General features: G+C 65.1%; 22 protein-coding genes and 1 tRNA gene. 10 read left to right on the top strand and 13 right to left on the bottom strand.

The annotated features are described in order from the left end of the window. Positions 1–158 precede the first annotated feature (158 nt). Positions 159–1,133, top strand: a complete 975-nt coding sequence (locus AB7531_RS03935; RefSeq protein WP_063986031.1) for a 2-dehydropantoate 2-reductase — start codon at positions 159–161, stop codon at positions 1,131–1,133. 3 nt (positions 1,134–1,136) lie between these two features. Here the strand turns inward: AB7531_RS03935 and AB7531_RS03930 are convergent, their stop codons facing one another. Beyond that, the gene (locus tag AB7531_RS03930) at positions 1,137–1,814 is read right to left on the bottom strand and encodes an alpha/beta hydrolase family protein (RefSeq protein WP_063980673.1); all 678 of its coding nucleotides are present in this window, start codon (positions 1,812–1,814) and stop codon (positions 1,137–1,139) included. A gap of 128 nt (positions 1,815–1,942) precedes the next feature. On the opposite strand from AB7531_RS03930, the gene AB7531_RS03925 reads away from it, so the two are divergent. Next, positions 1,943–3,088 carry an acyl-CoA dehydrogenase family protein gene (locus AB7531_RS03925; protein WP_063980672.1) on the top strand — a complete coding sequence of 382 codons (1,146 nt, stop codon included), beginning with the start codon at positions 1,943–1,945 and terminating at the stop codon, positions 3,086–3,088. A 6-nt stretch (positions 3,089–3,094) separates the two neighbouring features. Here the strand turns inward: AB7531_RS03925 and AB7531_RS03920 are convergent, their stop codons facing one another. Beyond that, positions 3,095–4,069 carry a helix-turn-helix domain-containing protein gene (locus AB7531_RS03920; RefSeq protein WP_063980671.1) on the bottom strand — a complete coding sequence of 325 codons (975 nt, stop codon included), beginning with the start codon at positions 4,067–4,069 and terminating at the stop codon, positions 3,095–3,097. A 158-nt stretch (positions 4,070–4,227) separates the two neighbouring features. Here AB7531_RS03920 and AB7531_RS03915 point away from each other — a divergent pair, with 158 nt between their 5' ends. Further along, entirely contained in the window at positions 4,228–4,953 is a 726-nt protein-coding gene (locus AB7531_RS03915) for an alpha/beta fold hydrolase (protein ID WP_063980670.1), read from the top strand. Positions 4,954–5,151: 198 nt separating this feature from the next. Beyond that, entirely contained in the window at positions 5,152–6,762 is a 1,611-nt protein-coding gene (locus tag AB7531_RS03910) for an ABC transporter substrate-binding protein (protein ID WP_441279904.1), read from the top strand. A gap of 36 nt (positions 6,763–6,798) precedes the next feature. Here the strand turns inward: AB7531_RS03910 and AB7531_RS03905 are convergent, their stop codons facing one another. Both AB7531_RS03905 and AB7531_RS03900 read right to left on the bottom strand, forming a co-directional pair. Continuing rightward, positions 6,799–7,938, bottom strand: coding sequence for an amidohydrolase/deacetylase family metallohydrolase (locus AB7531_RS03905; protein WP_063980668.1), 1,140 nt, complete (start codon positions 7,936–7,938; stop codon positions 6,799–6,801). A gap of 221 nt (positions 7,939–8,159) precedes the next feature. Next, positions 8,160–8,579: a hypothetical protein gene (locus tag AB7531_RS03900; protein WP_231145503.1), complete on the bottom strand. Its 420-nt coding sequence runs from the start codon at positions 8,577–8,579 to the stop codon at positions 8,160–8,162. A gap of 72 nt (positions 8,580–8,651) precedes the next feature. Between AB7531_RS03900 and AB7531_RS03895 the strand changes: the two genes are divergently transcribed. After that, positions 8,652–8,822 carry a BA14K family protein gene (locus AB7531_RS03895; RefSeq protein ID WP_231145450.1) on the top strand — a complete coding sequence of 57 codons (171 nt, stop codon included), beginning with the start codon at positions 8,652–8,654 and terminating at the stop codon, positions 8,820–8,822. 231 nt (positions 8,823–9,053) lie between these two features. On the opposite strand, the gene AB7531_RS03890 is transcribed toward AB7531_RS03895, so the two are convergent. Continuing rightward, positions 9,054–9,130 (bottom strand) — tRNA-Arg (locus AB7531_RS03890). A 142-nt stretch (positions 9,131–9,272) separates the two neighbouring features. Here AB7531_RS03890 and AB7531_RS03885 point away from each other — a divergent pair. Continuing rightward, positions 9,273–9,626 carry a VOC family protein gene (locus AB7531_RS03885; protein ID WP_063980666.1) on the top strand — a complete coding sequence of 118 codons (354 nt, stop codon included), beginning with the start codon at positions 9,273–9,275 and terminating at the stop codon, positions 9,624–9,626. Between the two features lie 123 nt (positions 9,627–9,749). Then, complete coding sequence (locus AB7531_RS03880) at positions 9,750–10,043, top strand: GYD domain-containing protein (RefSeq protein WP_063980665.1); 294 nt, start codon at positions 9,750–9,752, stop codon at positions 10,041–10,043. Positions 10,044–10,100: 57 nt separating this feature from the next. Here the strand turns inward: AB7531_RS03880 and AB7531_RS03875 are convergent, their stop codons facing one another. The 5 genes from AB7531_RS03875 to AB7531_RS03855 all read right to left on the bottom strand — a co-directional run bounded on the left by AB7531_RS03875 (position 10,101) and on the right by AB7531_RS03855 (position 14,867). Beyond that, the gene (locus AB7531_RS03875) at positions 10,101–11,057 is read right to left on the bottom strand and encodes a tripartite tricarboxylate transporter substrate-binding protein (protein WP_441279903.1); all 957 of its coding nucleotides are present in this window, start codon (positions 11,055–11,057) and stop codon (positions 10,101–10,103) included. Between the two features lie 47 nt (positions 11,058–11,104). Then, positions 11,105–11,476 carry a dimethylsulfonioproprionate lyase family protein gene (locus AB7531_RS03870; protein ID WP_063980663.1) on the bottom strand — a complete coding sequence of 124 codons (372 nt, stop codon included), beginning with the start codon at positions 11,474–11,476 and terminating at the stop codon, positions 11,105–11,107. A 27-nt stretch (positions 11,477–11,503) separates the two neighbouring features. Continuing rightward, positions 11,504–12,142: an RraA family protein gene (locus AB7531_RS03865; RefSeq protein ID WP_063980662.1), complete on the bottom strand. Its 639-nt coding sequence runs from the start codon at positions 12,140–12,142 to the stop codon at positions 11,504–11,506. 23 nt (positions 12,143–12,165) lie between these two features. Beyond that, positions 12,166–13,683, bottom strand: a complete 1,518-nt coding sequence (locus tag AB7531_RS03860) for an AMP-binding protein (RefSeq protein WP_231143797.1) — start codon at positions 13,681–13,683, stop codon at positions 12,166–12,168. Positions 13,684–13,838: 155 nt separating this feature from the next. Then, positions 13,839–14,867 carry an alpha/beta hydrolase gene (locus tag AB7531_RS03855; RefSeq protein WP_063980661.1) on the bottom strand — a complete coding sequence of 343 codons (1,029 nt, stop codon included), beginning with the start codon at positions 14,865–14,867 and terminating at the stop codon, positions 13,839–13,841. A gap of 208 nt (positions 14,868–15,075) precedes the next feature. Between AB7531_RS03855 and AB7531_RS03850 the strand changes: the two genes are divergently transcribed. Then, positions 15,076–15,711, top strand: a complete 636-nt coding sequence (locus AB7531_RS03850; protein ID WP_063980660.1) for a hypothetical protein — start codon at positions 15,076–15,078, stop codon at positions 15,709–15,711. A gap of 76 nt (positions 15,712–15,787) precedes the next feature. Here AB7531_RS03850 and AB7531_RS03845 read toward each other — a convergent pair whose 3' ends face one another. Together AB7531_RS03845 and AB7531_RS03840 are read right to left on the bottom strand one after the other, a co-directional pair. Further along, complete coding sequence (locus tag AB7531_RS03845; protein WP_063980659.1) at positions 15,788–16,003, bottom strand: hypothetical protein; 216 nt, start codon at positions 16,001–16,003, stop codon at positions 15,788–15,790. Positions 16,004–16,032: 29 nt separating this feature from the next. Beyond that, entirely contained in the window at positions 16,033–17,040 is a 1,008-nt protein-coding gene (locus AB7531_RS03840) for a 2-dehydropantoate 2-reductase (protein ID WP_063980658.1), read from the bottom strand. Positions 17,041–17,207: 167 nt separating this feature from the next. Here AB7531_RS03840 and AB7531_RS03835 point away from each other — a divergent pair, with 167 nt between their 5' ends. Both AB7531_RS03835 and AB7531_RS03830 read left to right on the top strand, forming a co-directional pair. Continuing rightward, positions 17,208–17,810, top strand: coding sequence for a YidB family protein (locus AB7531_RS03835; protein WP_063980657.1), 603 nt, complete (start codon positions 17,208–17,210; stop codon positions 17,808–17,810). 42 nt (positions 17,811–17,852) lie between these two features. Beyond that, on the top strand, positions 17,853–18,125 hold the full coding sequence (locus AB7531_RS03830; RefSeq protein WP_080586664.1) for a GlsB/YeaQ/YmgE family stress response membrane protein: 273 nt from the start codon (positions 17,853–17,855) through the stop codon (positions 18,123–18,125). A 127-nt stretch (positions 18,126–18,252) separates the two neighbouring features. Here AB7531_RS03830 and AB7531_RS03825 read toward each other — a convergent pair whose 3' ends face one another. After that, on the bottom strand, positions 18,253–19,038 hold the full coding sequence (locus AB7531_RS03825; protein ID WP_063980656.1) for an SDR family NAD(P)-dependent oxidoreductase: 786 nt from the start codon (positions 19,036–19,038) through the stop codon (positions 18,253–18,255). Positions 19,039–19,214 lie beyond the last annotated feature (176 nt).

Below are 19,214 nucleotides of genomic sequence, written 5' to 3'. Positions count from 1 at the left end.
GGCGATCCTCCGGTCATCTTGTTTGCCGCCCACTATGGCTGAGGCAACTCATCCCGATCCATATCTTTCCGGCGTAGGGCGGCCGCGTCCATCGCATGGCGGCTTGTGTCATGCTGCTGCCGGGCGACATCACGGGATCAGGGACGGGACATCACACCATGCGCATCTGCATTTTCGGCGCGGGCGCCGTCGGCAGCCATATCGCGGTCAGGCTGGCCCGCGCCGGCCATGAGGTCTCGTGCGTGATGCGCGGCGCCCATCTGGAGGCGGTCCGCGCCAATGGCCTGAAGCTGCGCGTCGGCGATTCCGAGGTCACCGCCAAGGTGAACGCCTCCGGCGATGCGGCCCAGCTCGGCCCGCAGGACGTCGTGATCAGCACGCTCAAGGCGACCGCGCTGACGGGCCTGGTCGCCAGCATAAAACCGCTGCTCCATGACGACACCGCGATCGTCTTTGCGCAGAACGGTATTCCCTGGTGGTACGGCATCGGCCTGCCGCCGCGGCATCCGACGCCGCCCGACATTTCCTTCCTCGACCCCGGCGGGCGCTTGCGCGCTTGCATCCCGAAAGAGCGGATCGTCGGCGGCGTCGTCTTCTCCTCCAACGAGGTGACCGCGCCCGGTGTGGTGCAGAATCTGACGCCGGACCGCAACCGCCTGCTGATCGGCGAATGCGACGACCGCAATTGCGAGCGCATCACCAGGCTTCGCGGCGTTCTCAACGATGCTCGGCTGGAATCGCCGCCGGTGGCGGAGATCCGCGAGGCGATCTGGTCAAAGCTCCTGACCAACATGTCACTGTCGGTGCTGTGCCTGCTCACCGGCCAGACCGCGCGCGGAGTGCGCGACGACCCGGCCTTTGCCGAGGTCATTCCGCGCATGCTGAACGAGGCTAACGACATCGCGCAGCACTTCATCCCCGAGGTCAAGCGCGTGACGCGCAGCGGCCCCGCCCCCAACCACAAGCCGTCGCTGCTCCAGGATTACGAGCTCGGCCGCGCCATGGAGATCGACGTGCTGGTGAAGGCGCCCGCCGCCTTCGCCCGCACCGCCGGCCTGTCGACGCCGACGCTCGACCTGATCGCCGCGCTCGCGATCCAGAAGGCGCGGGACAAGGGGCTTTATTCCGCTTGAGCCTTAAGCGAGCTCATCGATCCAGGCCGCCAGCGTATCGAGCACCTCTGTGAGGGCCTCTTCATTCGTCCGGCCGGACTTCTTCAGCACCGCGAAGGAATGATCGCCGCCGGCGACCTCGTGCAGCGTCGCCTTCGGGCCGAGCTGCGCGATCACGGGCTTGAGGAGGCCGAGATCGGCAAGCCCGTCACGCGTGCCTTGCAGGAACAGCATCGGGATCTCGACATGGACCAGGTGCTCGGCGCGCTCCGTCGACGGCTTTTTGTCGGCGTGCAGGGGAAAGCCGAGGAAGGCGAGCCCTTTGACGTCAGGTAGCGGCGCCTTGGACTGCGCCTGCGAGGTCATGCGCCCGCCGAACGACTTTCCGCCGGCAACGAGCTTCAAGCCGGGGCAGAGCCGCGCTGCCTCCTCGACGGCCGCACGGATGGCGGCATGCGCGACCGCAGGCTGATCGGGACGCCCCAGCCTCTTCTCCATGTAGGGGAAATTGAAGCGAAGCGTCGCAATGCCTCGACCGGCGAGCCCCTCCGCAATCTTGTCCATCGATGCATGGCGCATGTCGGTACCGGCGCCGTGCGCAAGGACGTAGCAGGCGCGCGCATTGTCCGGCTGCGTCAGGATCGCCGAGACCGTGCCGATGCGCTCGATGTCGAGCTTGAGCTCCTGCATTTTGACAGCCAAGATCAGACACCCCGACAGACGCGTTTTCCGGCCGCCTTGGTAGCGTCACCGGCGCAGCCTGAAAACACAATAATTGCCGCCGCCGACCAGCCTACCAAGGCCGGAAAGCCGCATTGACCGAGGTGACCATGTCCTACCGCTCCTCCTGGATGACCGAAGAGCTCGAAATCTTCCGCGACCAGTTCCGGAAATATCTGGCCAAGGATCTGGCGCCGCATGCCGAGAAATGGCGCGAGCAGAAGATGGTCGACCGCTTCGCCTGGCGCGGGCTCGGCGAGATGGGCGCCCTGCTGGCGAGCGTGCCGGAGGAATATGGCGGCCTCGGCGCCACCTTCGCCTATGACGCCGCCGTGCTCGACGATCTCGAAAGCACGGTGCCGGAGCTCACCACCGGCGTCTCCGTGCACAGCGCCATCGTCGCGCACTACATCCTCAACTACGGCTCGGAGGAGCAAAGGAAGCGCTGGCTGCCGAAGATGGCTTCCGGCGAGATGGTCGGTGCCATCGCCATGACCGAGCCCGGCACCGGCTCGGACCTGCAGGCCGTCAAGACCACCGCGAAGAAGCAGGGCAATTCCTACGTCATCAACGGCCAGAAGACTTTTATTACCAACGGCCAGGCCGCCGATCTCGTCGTCGTGGTCGCGCGCACCGGCGATGTGGGTGCCAAGGGCATTTCGCTGATCGTGGTCGAGACCGCGGGCGCGGACGGCTACAAGCGCGGGCGCAACCTCGACAAGATCGGCCTGCATGCCTCCGACACGTCAGAACTGTTCTTCGACAACGTCACGGTGCCGCCGGAAAACCTGCTCGGCAAGGAGGAAGGCCAGGGTTTTGTCCAGCTGATGCAGCAATTGCCGCAGGAGCGCCTCGCGCTTGCGGTTGGCGCGGTCGCCTCGATGGAGCGCGCGGTCAAGCTCACCACCGAATACACCAAGGAACGGAAGGCGTTCGGCAAGCCGCTGATGGATTTCCAGAACACCGCCTTCACGCTCGCCGAGCGCAAGACCGAAGCGATGATTGCGCGCGTCTTCGTCGACTGGTGCATTGAGCGCCTCGTCGCCGGGGATCTCGACACCGTCACGGCGTCGATGGCGAAATACTGGTGCTCGGACAAGCAGGTCCAGACCGCCGACGAATGCCTCCAGCTGTTCGGCGGCTACGGTTACATGCAGGAATACCCGATCTCCCGCATCTTCATCGATTCCCGCATCCAGAAGATCTATGGCGGCACCAACGAGATCATGAAGCTGCTGATCGCGAGGTCGCTGTAGCTCTGTTCATCGCGCACGCCAATCGCGTGGGCGGCAGCCGAAGCGCTGCTTGAAGCGCCGCGCGAAGTGGGAGAGATCGGAGAACCCCCAGTCGAAGGCGATAGCGCCGATCGCGCGGCCGCCCGATGCCGGATCCTTCAGGTCGGCCGCCGCGCCCACGAGGCGGCGATCGATCACGTAGTCCGAAAATGTCGTGCCGGAGCGTTCGAACAGCTTGTGGACATAGCGCTCGCTGATGCCGACGGAGCCGGCGACCGCCGCGACCGTCAGTCCCGGCTCGCGCAGCCGCTCGTGAATGGCGCGGCGCAGCGCCAGCACGGTCGCGTCTGCAAAGCTTGCGGCTTCCGCCGTCTGCGCCCGCGAGCGGCGCGACAGGCTGAGCGCAACGAGATCGAGCAGCACGTCGAACAGCCGAATGCTGTCCTCTTCCGCCATCCGCAATGCGCCGGCGTTGAGGGAGCGCGCGGTCTCGACGATGAGGTGACCGACATGGGGATCGTCGGAGACGCGCTCGGCCCTGAAATCGAACGACGGCGGCAGCCGGTCGCGCAGGGCGCGCGACGGCACCCAGAACGAAGCGACCCCCAGCATCGGACCGCGATCGTGCAGCAGCGTCACCTCGCGGTCGCTGTCGACGATGCCGACCTGGCCGCGCGACAGGCTGACCTCGCTGTCGCCCTGGAGCATGCGGCAGCGCCCGGCCAGCTTGAAGTTGAGATAGAAGCAGCTCTCGGTCGATGCTGCGATATCGGCGCGCGAGCGATTGACGGTATGCTCGGGAAACATCACCCGGTTGATTGCGCCGGCGCCGAGCCCGATCGTCTCCACCTTCGCAGGGAAGCGCGACGTCGTCGCCGATTCCGGCGTCAGGTTCATGAATGCCTGGCAGATCGCCTCGCGGTAATAGGAAAACTGCTCGTCCGGCCGCGTCACTGCGGTGTTCCAGACGACGTGCCGCGGCCGGCTTGTGACCTGCTCCATCAGTTCGCTCCGAGACCAATCCGGTTCAGCGCCAGCCAAGCGGAAAATGGCCGGCCGGTTCACACTTCGCACAACAAGAATTGTCCGCTGCGCCTCGCGAGCGCCGCAAAGGACCCACGTCATGCCGATCTAACCACACCCTCGGGAGCAGCTACAACATGTCGACCTACGTTCTCGTCCATGGCGCCTGGCACACCGGTGCCGAGTTCGAACCCGTCGCGGCCCCGATCCGCGCCGCCGGCCACAAGGTCTATACGCCGACAATCAAGGGCAATCGCCCCGGCGATGCCAAGACGACCGGGCTGAAGGACGCGATCCAGTCGATCGCCGACTATCTCGCCGAAAACAATCTGAAGGACATCGTCCTGCTCGGCCATTCCTATGGCGGCATGATCATCACCGGCGTCGCCGACCTCGCGCCCGAGCGCATTCGCCGCCTGGTGTATTGGAATGCCTTCGTACCCAACAACGGCGAATGCCTCAACGACATGGTGCCGCCGCACTTTATCGGGCTGTTCGAAGCGATCGCGGCCGAACGCGGCGACAGCTCTGTGGTGTTGCCCTTCCCGATCTGGCGCGAAGCCTTCATCAACGATGCCGATCTCGAGACCGCGCAGCGCGCCTATGACGTGCTCAACCCGCATCCGTTCGCGACTTTCACCGACAAGATCGCGCTCAAGACCAATCCGGCGGAGATGCCGCTGGCAAAGTCCTACATCAACTGCACCGAGGACGTCGCGATGCCGCACAGCCATCCCTGGCATCCGCGGCTCTCGGAGAAGCTCGGCCTGTTCCGTCTGGTGCAGGTGCCGGGAAGCCACGAGCTGTGCTTCTCCGATCCGGCGCGGCTGGCCAAGGCGATCATGGAGGCGGGGCGCGACTGACGCGCGTCCGTCAAGAGCGCGACGACTTTCGACGATTGCTCCTACCGCCGGCTTCGGCGGCACAGCCCTTGCTTGTCCGCTAACGAATCCAGATCGGTAGAAGCAACCCCTGCTTGTCACGTGTGGCTCCCCGCCATACGCTGCCCGTGTTCGGCAACCGCCATCTGGTTTCGTTTTGCGTCAAGTCAGGAGAAGCGAATGGTTCACGTCTCGCGACGGAAACTGCTTCAGCTTGCGGCTGTTGCGCCATCGGCACTTCCTCTGGCCTGGACGTCGGTTGTATCTGCCGCGACCGGAAAGAAGACCCTGAGCGCGGTGATGCAATCGGACCTTCGCGTCACCGACCCTGGCTTCACGACAGCCATCATCACCCGCGACCATGGCTACATGGTCTACGATACGCTGCTCGGCATCGATTCCAGCTTCAAGGTGCAGCCGCAGATGGCCGACTGGACAGTGTCCGCGGACAAGCTGACCTACACCTTCACCTTGCGCGACGGCCTGAAGTGGCATGACGGTGCACCGGTGACGGCCGAGGATTGCGTGGCCTCCCTGAAGCGCTGGGGTACGAGCGTCGACGGCATGGCGCGCAAGCTGATGGACTTCACGGCCGGTATCGAAGCCGCGGACGCCAAAACAATCGTCTTCAAGCTGAAGGAGCCCTATGGCCTGGTGCTGGAGACGATCGCCAAGCCATCGTCGGTCTGCGCCTTCATGATGCCCAAGCGGCTTGCTGAAACCCCGATCACCAAGCAGATTCCCGAGCAGATCGGCTCCGGCCCGTTCAGATTCGTCGCGGCCGAATTCCAGCCCGGCGTGAAGGCCGTCTACGAAAAGAACACCGACTATGTGCCGCGCAAGGAGCCGGCCGAATGGACCTCGGGCGGCAAGGTGGCCAAGGTTGACCGGGTCGAGTGGATCACGATGCCGGACGCGCAGACCGCGCTCAACGCGCTGCAGTCAGGCGATGTCGATTTCGTCGAGACGCCGCCATTCGACATGCTGCCCGCGCTCGAGTCCAATCCGGACATCAACGTATCCATCCTGAACAAGTTCGGCTTCCAGTCGTTCGGCGGGATGAATTTTCTGCATCCGCCATTCGACAATGTGAAGATCCGCCGCGCCGCGATGCTGGCGATCAACCAGAAGGACGTGCTCGACGCGCAGATCGGCAATCCCAAATACTACAAGCTGTGCGGCGCGTTCTTCATCTGCGACACGCCGCTCGCCAGCGACGCCGGCGGCGAGACCCTGATAAAGGGCAACGGCATGGCGGACGCCAGGAAGGCGTTGGCCGAGGCCGGTTATGACGGCACGCCCGTGGTGATCCTGGCGCCGACCGATCAGATCCTGCTGAAGGCGCAGCCGGTCGTGGTCGCACAGCTGTTGCGCGACGCCGGCTTCAAGGTCGATCTGCAGGCGATGGACTGGCAGACCGTGGTCACCCGCCGGGCAATCCAGAAGCCGCCGAAGGAAGGTGGCTGGAACATGTTCTTTACCTACCAGGGCGCCGCCGACTCCTTGAACCCGCTGGTCAACGTCCCGATGGTCGGCAAGGGCACGAGTGGCGGCTGGTACGGCTGGTCCGAGGACCCCAAGCTCGAGGAGTTGCGCGATTCCTTTGCCCGCGCGACCTCGCCCGAGGAGCGCAAGAAGATCGCGCTTGAGGTGCAGAAGGAAGCCTACGACCAGGTGATCTACGTCCCGCTCGGCCAGTTCCAGGCGCCGAGCGCCTGGCGCAAATCGCTCACCGGCGTGATCGACGGCCCGGCGACGCCGATGTTCTGGAATGTAGACAAGAACGAGTAGCTTCCTCTCCCCGTTCTCACGGGAAGAGGCAAAGCCCTAATTCGGATGCCACCAGCGGCCGCCGATCACGACGCCCTCGGAGACGATCTTGCGATCCCCGATCAGGTGCTCGCCGACGACGTCCTCATAGTCGAACTGGCCCTGCCTGACCGTAACAAGCGTGGCGTCGCCGACGCTACCGGGCTTGAGGCTGCCGAGCTCGGGACGCCGCAGCGCCATGGCCGCGTTCACCGTCGAGGCGGCGACGACGTCCGACAGCTCCATGCCCATGCACAGGAATTTCGACATGGTCGTGACCTGGTCGAACGCCGGGCCGTCGATGCAGAGCTGATGGATGTCGGAAGAGATCGTGTCGGGATAGAAGCCGTTGGCGAGCATCGCGCGCGCGGTCTTGAAGGCGAACGAGCCCTTGCCGTGGCCGATATCGAACAGCACGCCGCGCTCGCGCGCGTCCAGCACCGCCCTCTTCACTGTGCCTTGCGCGGTCGCCGGCGTGTTGGGGAAGGGGCGGAACGCATGGGTCAGCACGTCGCCCGGACGCAGGCGGCCCAGCACCTCCTCGTAGCTCGGCGGCGGATGGTCGATATGCGCCATCAGCGGCATGCCGACCTCGTTCGCGACCTCGAGCGCGATGTCGAGCGGCACGATCCCCGACGTGCCCGAGGAGTGCAGCCCCACGCGCACCTTGATGCCGACGATGAGGTCGCGGTTGGCATCGGCCACCTTGGCCGCCTCGATCGGGTTCATCAGCCGCAACTCCTCGCTCTCGCCGACCATGATCCGGTGCGAGAAGCCGAAGATGCCGGCATGCGAGACGTGCAGATAGGCGAGGATGCGGACCTGGCTCGGCTCGATCACATGCTTGCGGAAGCCCGCGAAATTGCCGGGACCGGCACTGCCGGTATCGACCGCAGTGGTGACGCCGGAGAGGCGGCAGAATTCCTCGGCATCGATGCCGAGCGAGGTGCCGCCCCAATAGACATGGGTGTGCAGATCGATCAACCCCGGCGTCACGATGTAACGCGAGACGTCGCGCACATCGGTGCCCGGATCGGCCTTGAGCCCGGTCCCGACGGCGGCGACCTTGCCGCCGGCAAAGGCGATGTCCGTCACGGCATCGAGCTTCTGGGACGGGTCGACCACACGGCCGCCGCGCAGGATCAAGTCGAAAGGCATTGTTGTCTCCGGATGGGGTAGCGAGGCGTGGCCGGCACGTCGGCAAGGCCAGGAAGGACGTCTTTCGCTTCTAGCAAATTTTGCGCCGACGAGCGTGGCAAACTGCGACGATTGCCCATGACAAAATGGCGATCCCGGGACGACTCGAACTTTCAACCCATGTTTTACGAAACCGCTCTCAGGTCAACAATATCAGCGGCCTGTTCGCTCGGATTCCGGCTTCACGTGCGAAGCTGAAACATCCGCGGCCTATTGAAAAGACGGCGAGCGCGCATCCGGCAAACATGGAGTCGTCGGCAGGTCTCGGGCCAATGAGTGTCCGGCAAAGGTCGAGACGTGGCCGACATCATGTAGCTGGAGAAAAAACGATGGAACGACTGAAATTGCTTGGCGTGATCGCTCTTTGCGCAACCTTGGCGCCGGGAGCGGCCGCCTCTGCGCGCGGCGGCGGACATGGGGGCGGTGGACATGGGGGCGGTGGCGGACATTTCGGAGGCGGCGGCGGATTTCACGGTGGTGGGCACTTCGGAGGCGGCGGAGGCTTCCACGGCGGAGTTGGTCACTTCCGGGCCGCCGGCGGCTTCCATGCGCCACGTCCCGTCGCGGCCGGCGCCGGCTTCCATGGCGGTCAATTCCATCATGCCGGATTCCGGCATCGCTACCGCCACGCATTTGCTTACGGCGGGGGTCTTGGCCTTGGCGGCGCCTTAGCGCTGGGCGCCTATTCGGGCTGGCCTTACTATGGCGGCTACGACGACGGCTACTACGGCGATTACGACGACTCCGCTGATGGCTCGTCCTATTGCGAACAAAAATATCGGTCGTACGACCCGGCTTCGGGAACGTATCTCGGCTACGATGGCAAGCGACACCCCTGCCCATAGCTCGATGTGGTGATGTCTTCGAGCCGTGCTCGCCGGCACCTTGGGAATCCCTGAGATCGCTGACGACGCACGGCTCGAATTGCCGGCGCGTTGCTGTTGCCAGTCTCCCCAAAGCAATATGGTTGTGACGAATGTCGTTGGGAGGCTGCTGATCAATCAGCTCATGATGCGTAGCGTTGCGAAACCACCACGCTCCGCCCCTGGCGGCATCAAGCTAAGTCATCGAAAAGCTGGCGATCCCGGCATGACTCGAACATGCGACCTACGGTTTAGGAAACCGCCGCTCTATCCGGCTGAGCTACGGGACCGCGGAACCCGCTGGTATGGGTTCGATCCCGTCATAGCAGAGCAAAATGCGGTTCGCCAGCCGCAAGGCGGGCCGGATCATCGTCAACCTGAACGGGGCGGCTATACAATCGCTTCCAGGCCCCTCTCGGCGGAGCAGCTCACATGATCGAAAGCATCAGTGCCATCACGCTCGGCACGCATGACATGGGGCGCGCCGTGCACTTCTACCGTTCGCTGGGGTTCGAGCTCCTGTATGGCGGCGAAGCCGCCGCATTCACCAGCTTTCGCGCCGGCACCGGCTATCTCAACCTGACGGCGCAGCCGGACGACAAGCGCTGGTCCTGGTGGGGCCGCATCATCTTCTACGTCGCCGATGTCGACGGGACCTACGAGCGCGCACGCGCCGCCGGATGGCAGCCGTCGACCACGCCGCGCGATGCAGAATGGGGTGAGCGCTACTTCCATCTCACCGACCCCGACGGCCATGAGCTCAGTTTCGCGCGGCCGTTGTCCTGACCGAATAAGTCACATCCGCTGACGTTCCCAACGCGCAGTAGCGCTGTCTCAGCCGCCGTGGCAAGCTCGGCGCGGTTGCCTCAAGCGAGAATTGGATCTGGGTTCTAACCAGGGAGGACGACCATGGTAACCTATGTCGTGCTGGGAAGCTTCACTGATCAGGGAGTCCGCAACGTCAAGGACTCGCCGAAGCGGGCCGACGCCTTCAAGGAGATGGCCAAAACGTTCGGCGTGACCGTGAAAGAGATCGTCTGGACGCAGGGACGATATGACGTTGTAACCGTTCTCGAGGCTCCAGATGAGGCTGCCGCGATGTCGCTCAGCCTTAGTCTCAGCGCACTCGGCAATGTCCGCACCGAAACGCTGCGCGCGTTTTCGGCGGCAGATATGACAAAGATCGTCGGCAAGATGCTCTGACGCTCAAGCCCGCGCGAGCGCACTGGACCCGGGATGGCAATCCCGGGAATAGGCCTCTCATGCCCTGATATTGTTCTCGCGCACCACCTTGCCCCAATAGGCGACCTGCTTGTCGAAGAAGCTCTTGAAGGCGGCGCCGTCCTGGAGCAGCAGCGTCATCTGCTGGGTCTCCTTGAGCTGGGCGGCGGTCGCGGGCTCGCTCAGGATCTCCCTGGACGCCGTCGCCATGGCCGCGACGATATCCGGCGGCGTGCCCGCGGGCGCGAAAACGCCCCACCACGCCAGCGTCTCAAAGTCCGGAAAGCCGGCCTCGATCGCGGTCGGCGTATCCGGTAAGCCCGGCAGCCGCTCGCGGCCGAGTTGCAGGATCGGCCGCAGCATGTTGGTGCCGAGTTGGGCCGAGACCAGCGCCGCCGATCCCGCGATCAGATCGACATGGCCGCCGAGCACGTCGTTCATCGCCGGGCCGCCGCCGCGATAGGGCACGTGCATGATCTCGACGCCGGCCTTGGTGCCGAGCACCGTCATGGCGAGATGGCCGAGCGTGCCGATGCCGACGGAGGCATATTTCACCGCGCCGGGCGTCGCCTTGCAGGCGGCGACCACGTCGGCAAAGCTCTTGTAGGGACGGCCGGCGCCGGCGGCGATCACGTAGGGCGCGGTGCCCACCAGCAGCACCGGCATCAGCTCGCGCTCGACATCGACCGGCGGCTTGTCGAGGATGGACGGGATCACCGCGTGGGAATCGAAGGTGACCAGGAACGTCGAGCCGTCCGGCGGGCTCTTGGCAACCTGCGCCGCGCCGAGCGCGCCGGCGGCGCCCGACTTGTTCTCGACCACGACGATGCGGTTGAGTTTTGTCTGTAGATTGGCCTGCAACAGCCGCGCCGTCGCATCGGTCGATCCGCCCGGCGGAAATGGCACCACCAGAGTAATCTTGCCGGCCTGCGCCACCGCTGGCGCGATTGCGAGAATAGCGGGCGCTGCCAGCAGCGTGCGTCGTGTGATCGTCATAGTCCCCTCCCCTTTGGTTTTGCGCCTGGCTTTTTGCTCTTTGGCGCTTAAGTCGTGCCGAAGCCCGACCCCGCTTTTTTGTATTCTGGCCGTGGTGGACTGAAAATGTCCAGCACGCGGGCCCCATCGGGGCCGGCGCGCATCGTGTGCGGCACATTGCCGGGCGTGCGCCAGAAATCGCCCTTCTTTACCGGAATTTCCTCATCGCCCTGGACGCGGATGGCGGAGCCGTCGAGCAGCACGCCCCATTGCTCCTCGGGATGATGATGCAGCGTGCCCTGCGCATGCGGGGCCAGCGTCACCACCGACAGCATCGCCTGCTCGCCGGAAAAGATGCGCGTGGTCAGCCCCGCCGCGAGCTCGCGGAAGAGGCCATCGCTGGGATCGTCGATGTTGTGAAATTCGTCCTTCTGGCTCAAGCCGCCCTCCCCTTCATTCTGATCCGATCAGGATTTGCCATAGGAGCCCTGGTAGCGGCCCTCGCGGATCGCCTTCATGGTCTCCTCCTCACGCGCGACCTGGGCGCGGACGGCTTCCAGCAGCGCCGCGGCGCCGGCGGCGGGGAACGACACCACGCCGTCCTCATCGCCGACGACGATGTCGCCGGGCGAGATGACGCTGCCGCCGATCGTAACAGGCACGTTGATCTCGCCGGGGCCGTTCTTGTAGGGGCCGCGATGGATCACCGCGCGGGCGTAGCAGGGAAAGTCGTCAGCGGCGAAGGCCGCGACATCTCGGATCGCGCCGTCGATGACATAGCCTTCGGCTTTGCGCCACTGCGCGATGTTCTTCATGATCTCGCCGACCAGCGCGCGCGTCTCGTCGCCACCGCCATCGACCACGATGACGTCGCCGGGACCGACCAGTTCAAGTGCGCGGTGGATGGCGAGATTGTCGCCGGGGCGGGTGCGCACGGTGAAGGCCGTCCCCACCAGCTTGCCGCCGCGATGATAGGGTTTCAGCCCGACCGCGCCCGGCAACCGGGCGAGATTGTCTGAAATGACCGAGGTCGGCGCGCCGCGAAAACCCTCGATGATCTCGGCCGGCGGCCTCGGCACGCTGTTCGCTGCGATGGTGATCGTCATGTCTCAATCCTTCTGTATTCTTCTTATTCGGCGTGCGCCCGCGCCTTCGCCGGCCGAATCCGGAAGGCGCGCCCTTCCTTCATCCACGCCGCGCGCTCGTCGCGCAACAGGGTGCGGCGAACTTTTCCGGAATCATCGCGCGGCGGGGCGCTGACGATCTCGAAACTCTCGGGGTGCTTGTAGCGGCTCAGCCTGTCTTTCAAGAAGTCCGCCATGCCGTCGGCGATGGCCTGGCCGTCCGCGCCAGGTTCGGGCTCGACGATGGCATGCACGCGCTGGCCCAATTCCGGATCGGGCAATCCCACCACCACGCAGGACCGCACACCGGGGCATTCGGAGACCGCGGCCTCGACCTCGGCCGGATAGATGTTGGCGCCGCCGCGCAGCACCATGTCGGCGAGACGGTCGCCGAGATAGAGATAGCCTTCGGCGTCCAGCCGGCCGATGTCGCCGAGCGACTCCCAGCCGTCCGCGCGGCGCTTCGGCTCGGCGCCGAGATAATGATAGGTGGCATCCCTGCCGTCATTGTTGAGGAAATAGATCTCGCCGGTCTCGCCGGGCGCGACGTCGTTGCCGTCCTTGCCGACGATGCGCAAGCGCGCCATCTCCCCGATCTTGCCGACCGAGCCCTTGTGGGTCAGCCATTCCGTGCCTGATATGATGCAGGAGCCCTGGCGCTCGGTGCCGCCATAGAGCTCCCAGACGCGCTCAGGGCCGAGCCAGGCGATCCAGTTCTCCTTCAGCCAGGGCGGCATCGGAGCCGCCATGTGGAAGACGGTCTGAAGGCTCGACATGTCGTAAGAGTTCCGCACGTTCTCCGGCAGCGCCCAGATTCGGTGCATCATGGTCGGCACGAAATTGACCCATTGCACGCGCTCGCGTGCGATCTGCCGCAACGTCTCCTCGGCGTCGAACTTGACGAGGCCGGTAAGCTGGCCGCCGGTGAACAGCGCGTAGTGCGACACGATGAACGGCGCATTGTGGTAGAGCGGACCGGGATTGAGCAGCGAAACCCCGAATGGAATGTTGAGCGGCGGCGCGGCGACGGTGTCGGTCACGGCCGGCTGATGATCGAGGATCACTTTCGGCCGGCCGGTCGAGCCGCCGCTGGTCATGGCTTTCCAGTAGCGAGCCACCGGCGGATCGAGCGGCTCGTCCGAAAAACCTTCCGGCACGAAATCCGCCGGCAGGCGGTTCGGCGCGTTCCAGTCGGCCTCGCCGCCGACCACCAGCGCGGGCTTCAGGATGTCGAGCACCGCGGCGGCTTCGCCGCGCGGCAGCCGCCACGACAGTGACGTCGGCGTCGCTCCGCACTTCCAGACCGCAAACGAGGTCTCGAAGAACGCGTTGCCATTAGGCAAACCGATTGCGACAAAGTCGCCGGGCTTGACGCCCTTGGCCATGAACGCCCGTGCGCGCCGATTGGCGCCGCGTTCGAGCTCGTCCCATGTCAGCGTATCCTGCCCGTGACGGACGGCGATCGTGCCTTGCGGTTTGCGTTGAGCGTACCAGCGAGGCACGTCGGACAGGGGCAGCAGCATCAGGTGTTTCCACTTCGTCTTCTTGGCGTCGTCTCAGGATGAGGCGTCGCGAGACGAAGTGTAACAGCCGGAGCCAACGCTTCAAGGGATCTGCCTTCAAGGGATCTGGCTTCAAGGCATCTGCCTTCAAGAGATCTGCCTTCAAGACGTCCGCATCAGCGCTCCGCCCCGCAGCCCGGAATATCGAACAGCGCTGCGAGGCCGCATTTCGAGGTCAGCATCTTGTCGCCGTCGTGGCCGACCCCGGCGACGTCCCAGACCCGGTGATTGGGCGTGCCGCGGTCGCGCTTGGCCATCGCATCCGCATAAGCGTGGCCGCGGGCGTAGCGCGTGGGACCTTGCGCCTCGGCCATGCAGCTCTTGTCCAGCGCAGAATGCTTCGGATTGGTGTCGAGCGTGCCGAGCAGATAGATCACCTCGCGCTCGACATAGCGCTGCTCCAGCGCTACCGGCGTTGCGTTCGCAAGATAGGGCGGACGCCCGTCCATGCCGTATTTCCAATTGTTGTAGCCCGGGCAGGATGCGGCGATCGCCGGCACGGGCCGCGTGTTGCTGAAATAAGCGTAGGAGGAGGGATTGGCGACAACGTAGCGGACATCGATATGCTGGCGCGACAGCGCCGCCTCGCCTTTGCCGGCGATGGCATAGCGTTGCGCGACCTGGCCACCGCCGGAATGGCCGGCGACGACGACCTGCTTCAGATTCGGGAAGATGCGCCGGTCCGAGAGTTTTACGAGGATCGCATCGAGCGCATCGAAGGACGACACCGGATTCGGCGCCAGCGCGGCGTCGCCGCCCTCCCATCCCTCCAGCGACCAGCGCAACGTATCCGCGGGCAGCCTGTGCGCGTCGATATCGATCTCCGCCAGAAACTGCGGGACGATCATGAGCGCGCTCTTGCCGTCGTCGCCCGCGGCAACCTGCGCAGTATGGGCCGACATGTAATATTCGTCGGCATTGCGCAGGCGTCCGTGCAGCACGATGATGGCGCGCGAGATCGCCGGCAGCGGCAGCGACCAGTCGCTGGAGAGATAGAGCGGCAGCATTCCCTGGCCGCCGACCGAAAGCCGCGCGTCGGCGATCGCCCTCACCGGCTTGCGGTTGGGCGCTTCTTCGTCCGCCGCGAACGCATAGCTGGAAATGAACGCCAATGTGATTGCGGCGAGGCGGGCCAACGCTCTCATGACGGATATTCCCCTTCGAATTCAAACCAATAAAGTCTAAGCCGATCATGTGCCGCGCGGCTGTGACTCCCGCGCCACGTCAAGCAAAAAATGTCAGCATTGCAGCCATGAAATTCCCGAGTTCCACGGGTGACAAGCCGGCGATAAAGGGGCAAAAATCGGACCCGACTCAGTTCGGGTTGAGTTTTGCAAGGAATGCTCTCGTAGAATGTCGGACGTAGTTGCATCGCGTCGTGCGGCGCTAGTCGTTGCCGCAGCAGGATTTCTTCTGCTGACGCCGTTGCATGCCCACGCCCAATGGTGGAAGCGCGCGCCGGTCGATTTCGAGGAATGCGCCGACGCCGCCGAGAAGGCCGCGAACAAGACCGAGAAGACGGCTGCGCTTGCCGATTGCAACGCCAAGTTCGCGGGCCGCCGCAAGCCAGGCGGCGGCTATTCCTATTACGATTTCCTCCAGGACCGCACCTTCGACATCGCAGGTCCCAATCCGACGCCGGAGGAGCAGAAGAGGATCGACGAATCCTACACCTCCTACCTCGCCAATCAGCGCCGCAGCAATGAAGCCGCCCAAGCCGCCGCGCGTCAGCAGCGCGAGCAGCAGGAACAAGCGCGGCAACAGCAGGTCGCACTGCGAACCGAGGTCGAGCGCGTGTCCGTCCCGGTCGCGCGCGTGCCTGTCCCGGTCGAGCGGCCGAAGGTGCAGCAGTCCGTCAGCCCGCGACCGAAGGGCGCGCCCTGCACCAAGGGCTCGTTCTCCTGCGAATGGCCGCGGCTATCGGAAAGCTTGAGCGATCTGAAGAAGCTGTTCACCCCCGCGCCAAGCAAGCCGGCGAAGAAGGGGTAAGCTCATCGCGCGGCAAACTCCGCTGTCGTCCCGGACAAGCGGAGCGCTGATCCGGGACGACAGCGAGCGTGTGGCGTCAGTTCGGCTGCTTCTTCTTGCCGCGCTTCGGTTTGACCACCGGCGCACGCGTGGGCTCTGTTGTCGTTGGCGAATTGCCCAACTGCGACCTGCTCTCTTGCAACCGCCTGTCATAGCCGGGCGAGCTCACGACCGTTGGCGGCCTTGCGTAGGCCAGCGTCGACGTGCCGCAGAGCGCGGCCAGCGCGAGCCCAATCATCAAACAACGCCTCATCGTTGCTCCTCCCGCCGCCCGGCTCGCACTCAGGCCGCTCCGCGGATCTGCTGCGGCGTCAGCCGCGGCGGACCATTGCCTGCCGTCTCGGCCTGCTTGATCAGCGCAACAATACGGCGCATCAGCGGCACGTCGACGTTGTTCTGCTCGGCGAGCGCGATGACTGCGCCCTGGAGATAGTCGATCTCGGTCTTGCGGCCCTGCTTCAGGTCCTGCCACATCGAGGAGCGCGCCTCGGGATCGATCTTCATCGTGCGCCCCAGGATCGCATTGAAGATCACATCAGGCAGCCTCAGCAGGGTCGGCGTCCACCTCAGCGGGATCGGCGTCGCCGAGACCGGCGTGATGCCGGCGGCCTTCATCGCAGTCACGCCTTCGGCCATCTGGTCGGCGAACAGTCTTCGCCAGTCGCGGTTCGCCAGTTGCGCGGCGAGCGGCATGTCGGACAGCGCACTGAGCGCATTGTTCAAATTGATGATCAGCTTGCCCCATTGCACGCCGGTGATGTCGCGGCTTGCGCGCATGGCGAGGCCGGGCACCGACAGCGCTACGGCCGTATTCGCCTCATCCGCGCCGACATGGATGTCGCCGGACGTCGAGCGGTGGAAGCGTCCCTCGCCCATCGCGATCACGTTGAACGGCACCATGCCGGCGAGCACGTGCCGGCCGCCGAGCCGCTCGCGCAGAACCGCGACATTGCCGACGCCGTTCTGCAGGGAGACGATGACGGCGTCCTGCGGCGCGTGCCGGGCAATCTGGTCCGCGACATCGGCGGTGTCGGCGCTCTTCACCGTGACCAGCACGATGCCGGCGTTGTGAAAGATCGCGGGATCCTCCGACAGCGCCAGCTGGCCCGCGCCGAGCTTCTGCTCGGAGCCGTCGAAATCGGTCAGCCGCAGGCCGAACCGCTCGATCTCGGTTTTGACCCGCGGCCGCACCAGCAGCGCGACGCGGCGCCCTCCGGCCGCCAGCTGGCCTCCGACGAAACAGCCGATGGCGCCCGCGCCGGCCACCACGATCGGTCGATCCGCAACCACCTGACCTTGCTCCCTTGAATGACCTGCCCTCGATAGCAGAGGCAACGCCGGCTGCCCATTGGTTGCGGTGCATTCGCCTTGTAACCGTCATGAGAGCCTCATATGTTTTTGCCCCGGGGGCTGTCACCGGCGAGAACTCGCCGACGAGAACGCCAAAGGAGAGCACCATGGGTCTACTCGACGTCCTCAACGGCATGCAGAACGGCCCCCGCGGCCCGAGCACGCCCAGCTCTGAGCAATCCTCCGGCGGCATGTCGCCAATGACCATGGCGCTGCTCGGCCTGATCGCCTGGAAGGCCTTCAAGCATCTGACGGCTGGCCAGCCCGACGCGGCGCCGGCGCCGCAGCAGCGCTCGCCGCTGCCGCCTCCGACGCCTGTCAATACGGGCAGCAGCGCTGTTCCCGGCGGCCCCGGTGGTAGCGGCGGCCTCAGCGATCTGCTCAAGGGTGGCCTCGGCGGCCTGCTCGCGGGCGGCGCGGCCGGCAGCGTGCTCAGCGGCGGCCTCGGCGATCTCCTCAACCAGCTCCAGCAGGGTGGCCACGGCGAGACCGCGAGCACCTGGGTCGGCAAGGGCGAGAACAAGGCGATCGCGCCCGGCGATCTCGCCAGCGCCCTCGGCGCCGACCAGATCCAAAGCCTGTCCGCCCAGAGCGGCCTGTCGCGCGACGAGCTGCTCTCCGGCCTCAGCCAGTATCTGCCACAGGTGATCGACCACCTGACGCCGGACGGACGGCTGCCGACCGAGAACGAGCTCTCGGGCAGACTTTAATCGAACTTTGATCTACGCATTCTCGGGAAGGGGAGCACTGACATGAGCATGGGCGGCCTGTTGTGGATCATCGTCGTCGGCTTCATCGCCGGCCTCATCGCGCGCTGGCTGGCGCCGGGACCGAACAACCCGAGCGGCTTTATCCTCACCACCATCCTCGGCATCGCCGGTGCGTTTCTTGCGACCTTCATCGGACAGGCGATCGGGCACTACAGCCCAGACCAGGGCGCCGGCTTCATCATGGCCACGATCGGCGCGGTGGTGGTGCTGTTCATCTGGCACCGGCTGGTCGCGAGCGGCGTGATAAAAGGGTAGTGGTGCCGGACGTCGGGCACGACGCCGCCCTCGCACTCCATCATCGCGAGGAGCCCTTGCGACGAAGCAATCCAGACTGTCCGCGCGGACGCTCTCTGGATTGCTTCGCTTCGCTCGCAATGACGAATTAAGTTATCAGATGCATCCCCGCATCCATCCGCACGACCTCGCCGGTCATGTTGCTCGACGCCGGCGTTGCCAGGAAGCAGACGAGCTGCGCGATGTCATTGGCGGATGAAGCGACCTTCAGCGGCACCTTCGCCACCACGCTGTCGCGCACCTGCTTGGCGCCGGCCTCGCCGCGGCCCTTGGTGAACCAGGGCGTGTCGATATAGCCGGGGCACACCGTGTTGACGCGGATCAGCGGCGCCAGTGCACGGGACAGCGACAACGTCATCGTGTTGAGCGCGCCCTTGCTCGCAGCATAGGCGATCGACGAGCCGACGCCGCTGATGCCGGCAACCGAGGACACGTTGACCACGGCGGACGGCCGTTCCGAAGCCTTCGCGCCGGCCTCGAGCAGGCTGCGTGCTGCGCGCACCATCTGGAACGGGCCGATCGTGTTGACGCCGTACAAGCGCTGGAAATCTTCAGCCGACAATCCATCGAGATCGGCATGCGCAACATGCTTGGTGATGCCGGCATTGTTGACGAGCACGTCGAGCCGGCCCCAGCCGCTGGCTGCCGCAACGATCTTGCGGCAATCGTCATCTTTTGAAACGTCGCCCTGCGCGACCAGCACTTCCGCCGCCCCCGCCTTGCGGCAGAGTTCGGCCGTGGCCTCGGCTTCCTTCTGGCTCGAGGAATAGTTGATGACGAGCCGCGCCCCGCTCCGCGCGAGAATTTCCGCAGTCGCTGCACCAAGTCCGGATGCGGACCCCGTCACGATTGCGCACAAGCCATCTTTTGCCATCCGGATTTCCTTCCCCTTGATTGAATACAAGCCTTAAGCAGCTGGCCCTGTTTAGCGAGTTTGCCGCGCCCTGCAAATCGACCAAACTCCGCTAAGCGGAATTAGTCCATAGCAGCTCTTGCGCCCATGCCGGAGCCGCAGATGGGCCTGCGGTCAACGCTTGTCAGGGCCATGGC

Source organism: Bradyrhizobium sp. 63_E2_N1_3, assembly GCF_052076005.1.
Classification (GTDB): Bacteria; Pseudomonadota; Alphaproteobacteria; order Rhizobiales; family Xanthobacteraceae; genus Bradyrhizobium; species Bradyrhizobium barranii.
Note: the sequence above shows the minus strand (reverse complement) of the source record. Positions and strands in the feature narration are given on the sequence as shown.

What these genes read in the sequence shown, in the direction of transcription:
- AB7531_RS03885 (WP_063980666.1), top strand. Translation starts at nt 9,273, where the DNA reads ATGATCGAAAGCATCAGTGCCATCACGCTCGGCACGCATGACATGGGG.
- AB7531_RS03830 (WP_080586664.1), top strand. Translation starts at nt 17,853, where the DNA reads ATGAGCATGGGCGGCCTGTTGTGGATCATCGTCGTCGGCTTCATCGCC.
- AB7531_RS03925 (WP_063980672.1), top strand. Translation starts at nt 1,943, where the DNA reads ATGTCCTACCGCTCCTCCTGGATGACCGAAGAGCTCGAAATCTTCCGC.
- AB7531_RS03845 (WP_063980659.1), bottom strand. Translation starts at nt 16,003, where the DNA reads ATGAGGCGTTGTTTGATGATTGGGCTCGCGCTGGCCGCGCTCTGCGGC.
- AB7531_RS03905 (WP_063980668.1), bottom strand. Translation starts at nt 7,938, where the DNA reads ATGCCTTTCGACTTGATCCTGCGCGGCGGCCGTGTGGTCGACCCGTCC.
- AB7531_RS03915 (WP_063980670.1), top strand. Translation starts at nt 4,228, where the DNA reads ATGTCGACCTACGTTCTCGTCCATGGCGCCTGGCACACCGGTGCCGAG.
- AB7531_RS03880 (WP_063980665.1), top strand. Translation starts at nt 9,750, where the DNA reads ATGGTAACCTATGTCGTGCTGGGAAGCTTCACTGATCAGGGAGTCCGC.
- AB7531_RS03865 (WP_063980662.1), bottom strand. Translation starts at nt 12,142, where the DNA reads ATGACGATCACCATCGCAGCGAACAGCGTGCCGAGGCCGCCGGCCGAG.
- AB7531_RS03900 (WP_231145503.1), bottom strand. Translation starts at nt 8,579, where the DNA reads ATGATGGAATTGACCGCCATGGAAGCCGGCGCCGGCCGCGACGGGACG.
- AB7531_RS03855 (WP_063980661.1), bottom strand. Translation starts at nt 14,867, where the DNA reads ATGAGAGCGTTGGCCCGCCTCGCCGCAATCACATTGGCGTTCATTTCC.
- AB7531_RS03825 (WP_063980656.1), bottom strand. Translation starts at nt 19,038, where the DNA reads ATGGCAAAAGATGGCTTGTGCGCAATCGTGACGGGGTCCGCATCCGGA.
- AB7531_RS03910 (WP_441279904.1), top strand. Translation starts at nt 5,152, where the DNA reads ATGGTTCACGTCTCGCGACGGAAACTGCTTCAGCTTGCGGCTGTTGCG.
- AB7531_RS03835 (WP_063980657.1), top strand. Translation starts at nt 17,208, where the DNA reads ATGGGTCTACTCGACGTCCTCAACGGCATGCAGAACGGCCCCCGCGGC.
- AB7531_RS03850 (WP_063980660.1), top strand. Translation starts at nt 15,076, where the DNA reads ATGTCGGACGTAGTTGCATCGCGTCGTGCGGCGCTAGTCGTTGCCGCA.
- AB7531_RS03935 (WP_063986031.1), top strand. Translation starts at nt 159, where the DNA reads ATGCGCATCTGCATTTTCGGCGCGGGCGCCGTCGGCAGCCATATCGCG.
- AB7531_RS03920 (WP_063980671.1), bottom strand. Translation starts at nt 4,069, where the DNA reads ATGGAGCAGGTCACAAGCCGGCCGCGGCACGTCGTCTGGAACACCGCA.
- AB7531_RS03875 (WP_441279903.1), bottom strand. Translation starts at nt 11,057, where the DNA reads ATGACGATCACACGACGCACGCTGCTGGCAGCGCCCGCTATTCTCGCA.
- AB7531_RS03860 (WP_231143797.1), bottom strand. Translation starts at nt 13,683, where the DNA reads ATGCTGCTGCCCCTGTCCGACGTGCCTCGCTGGTACGCTCAACGCAAA.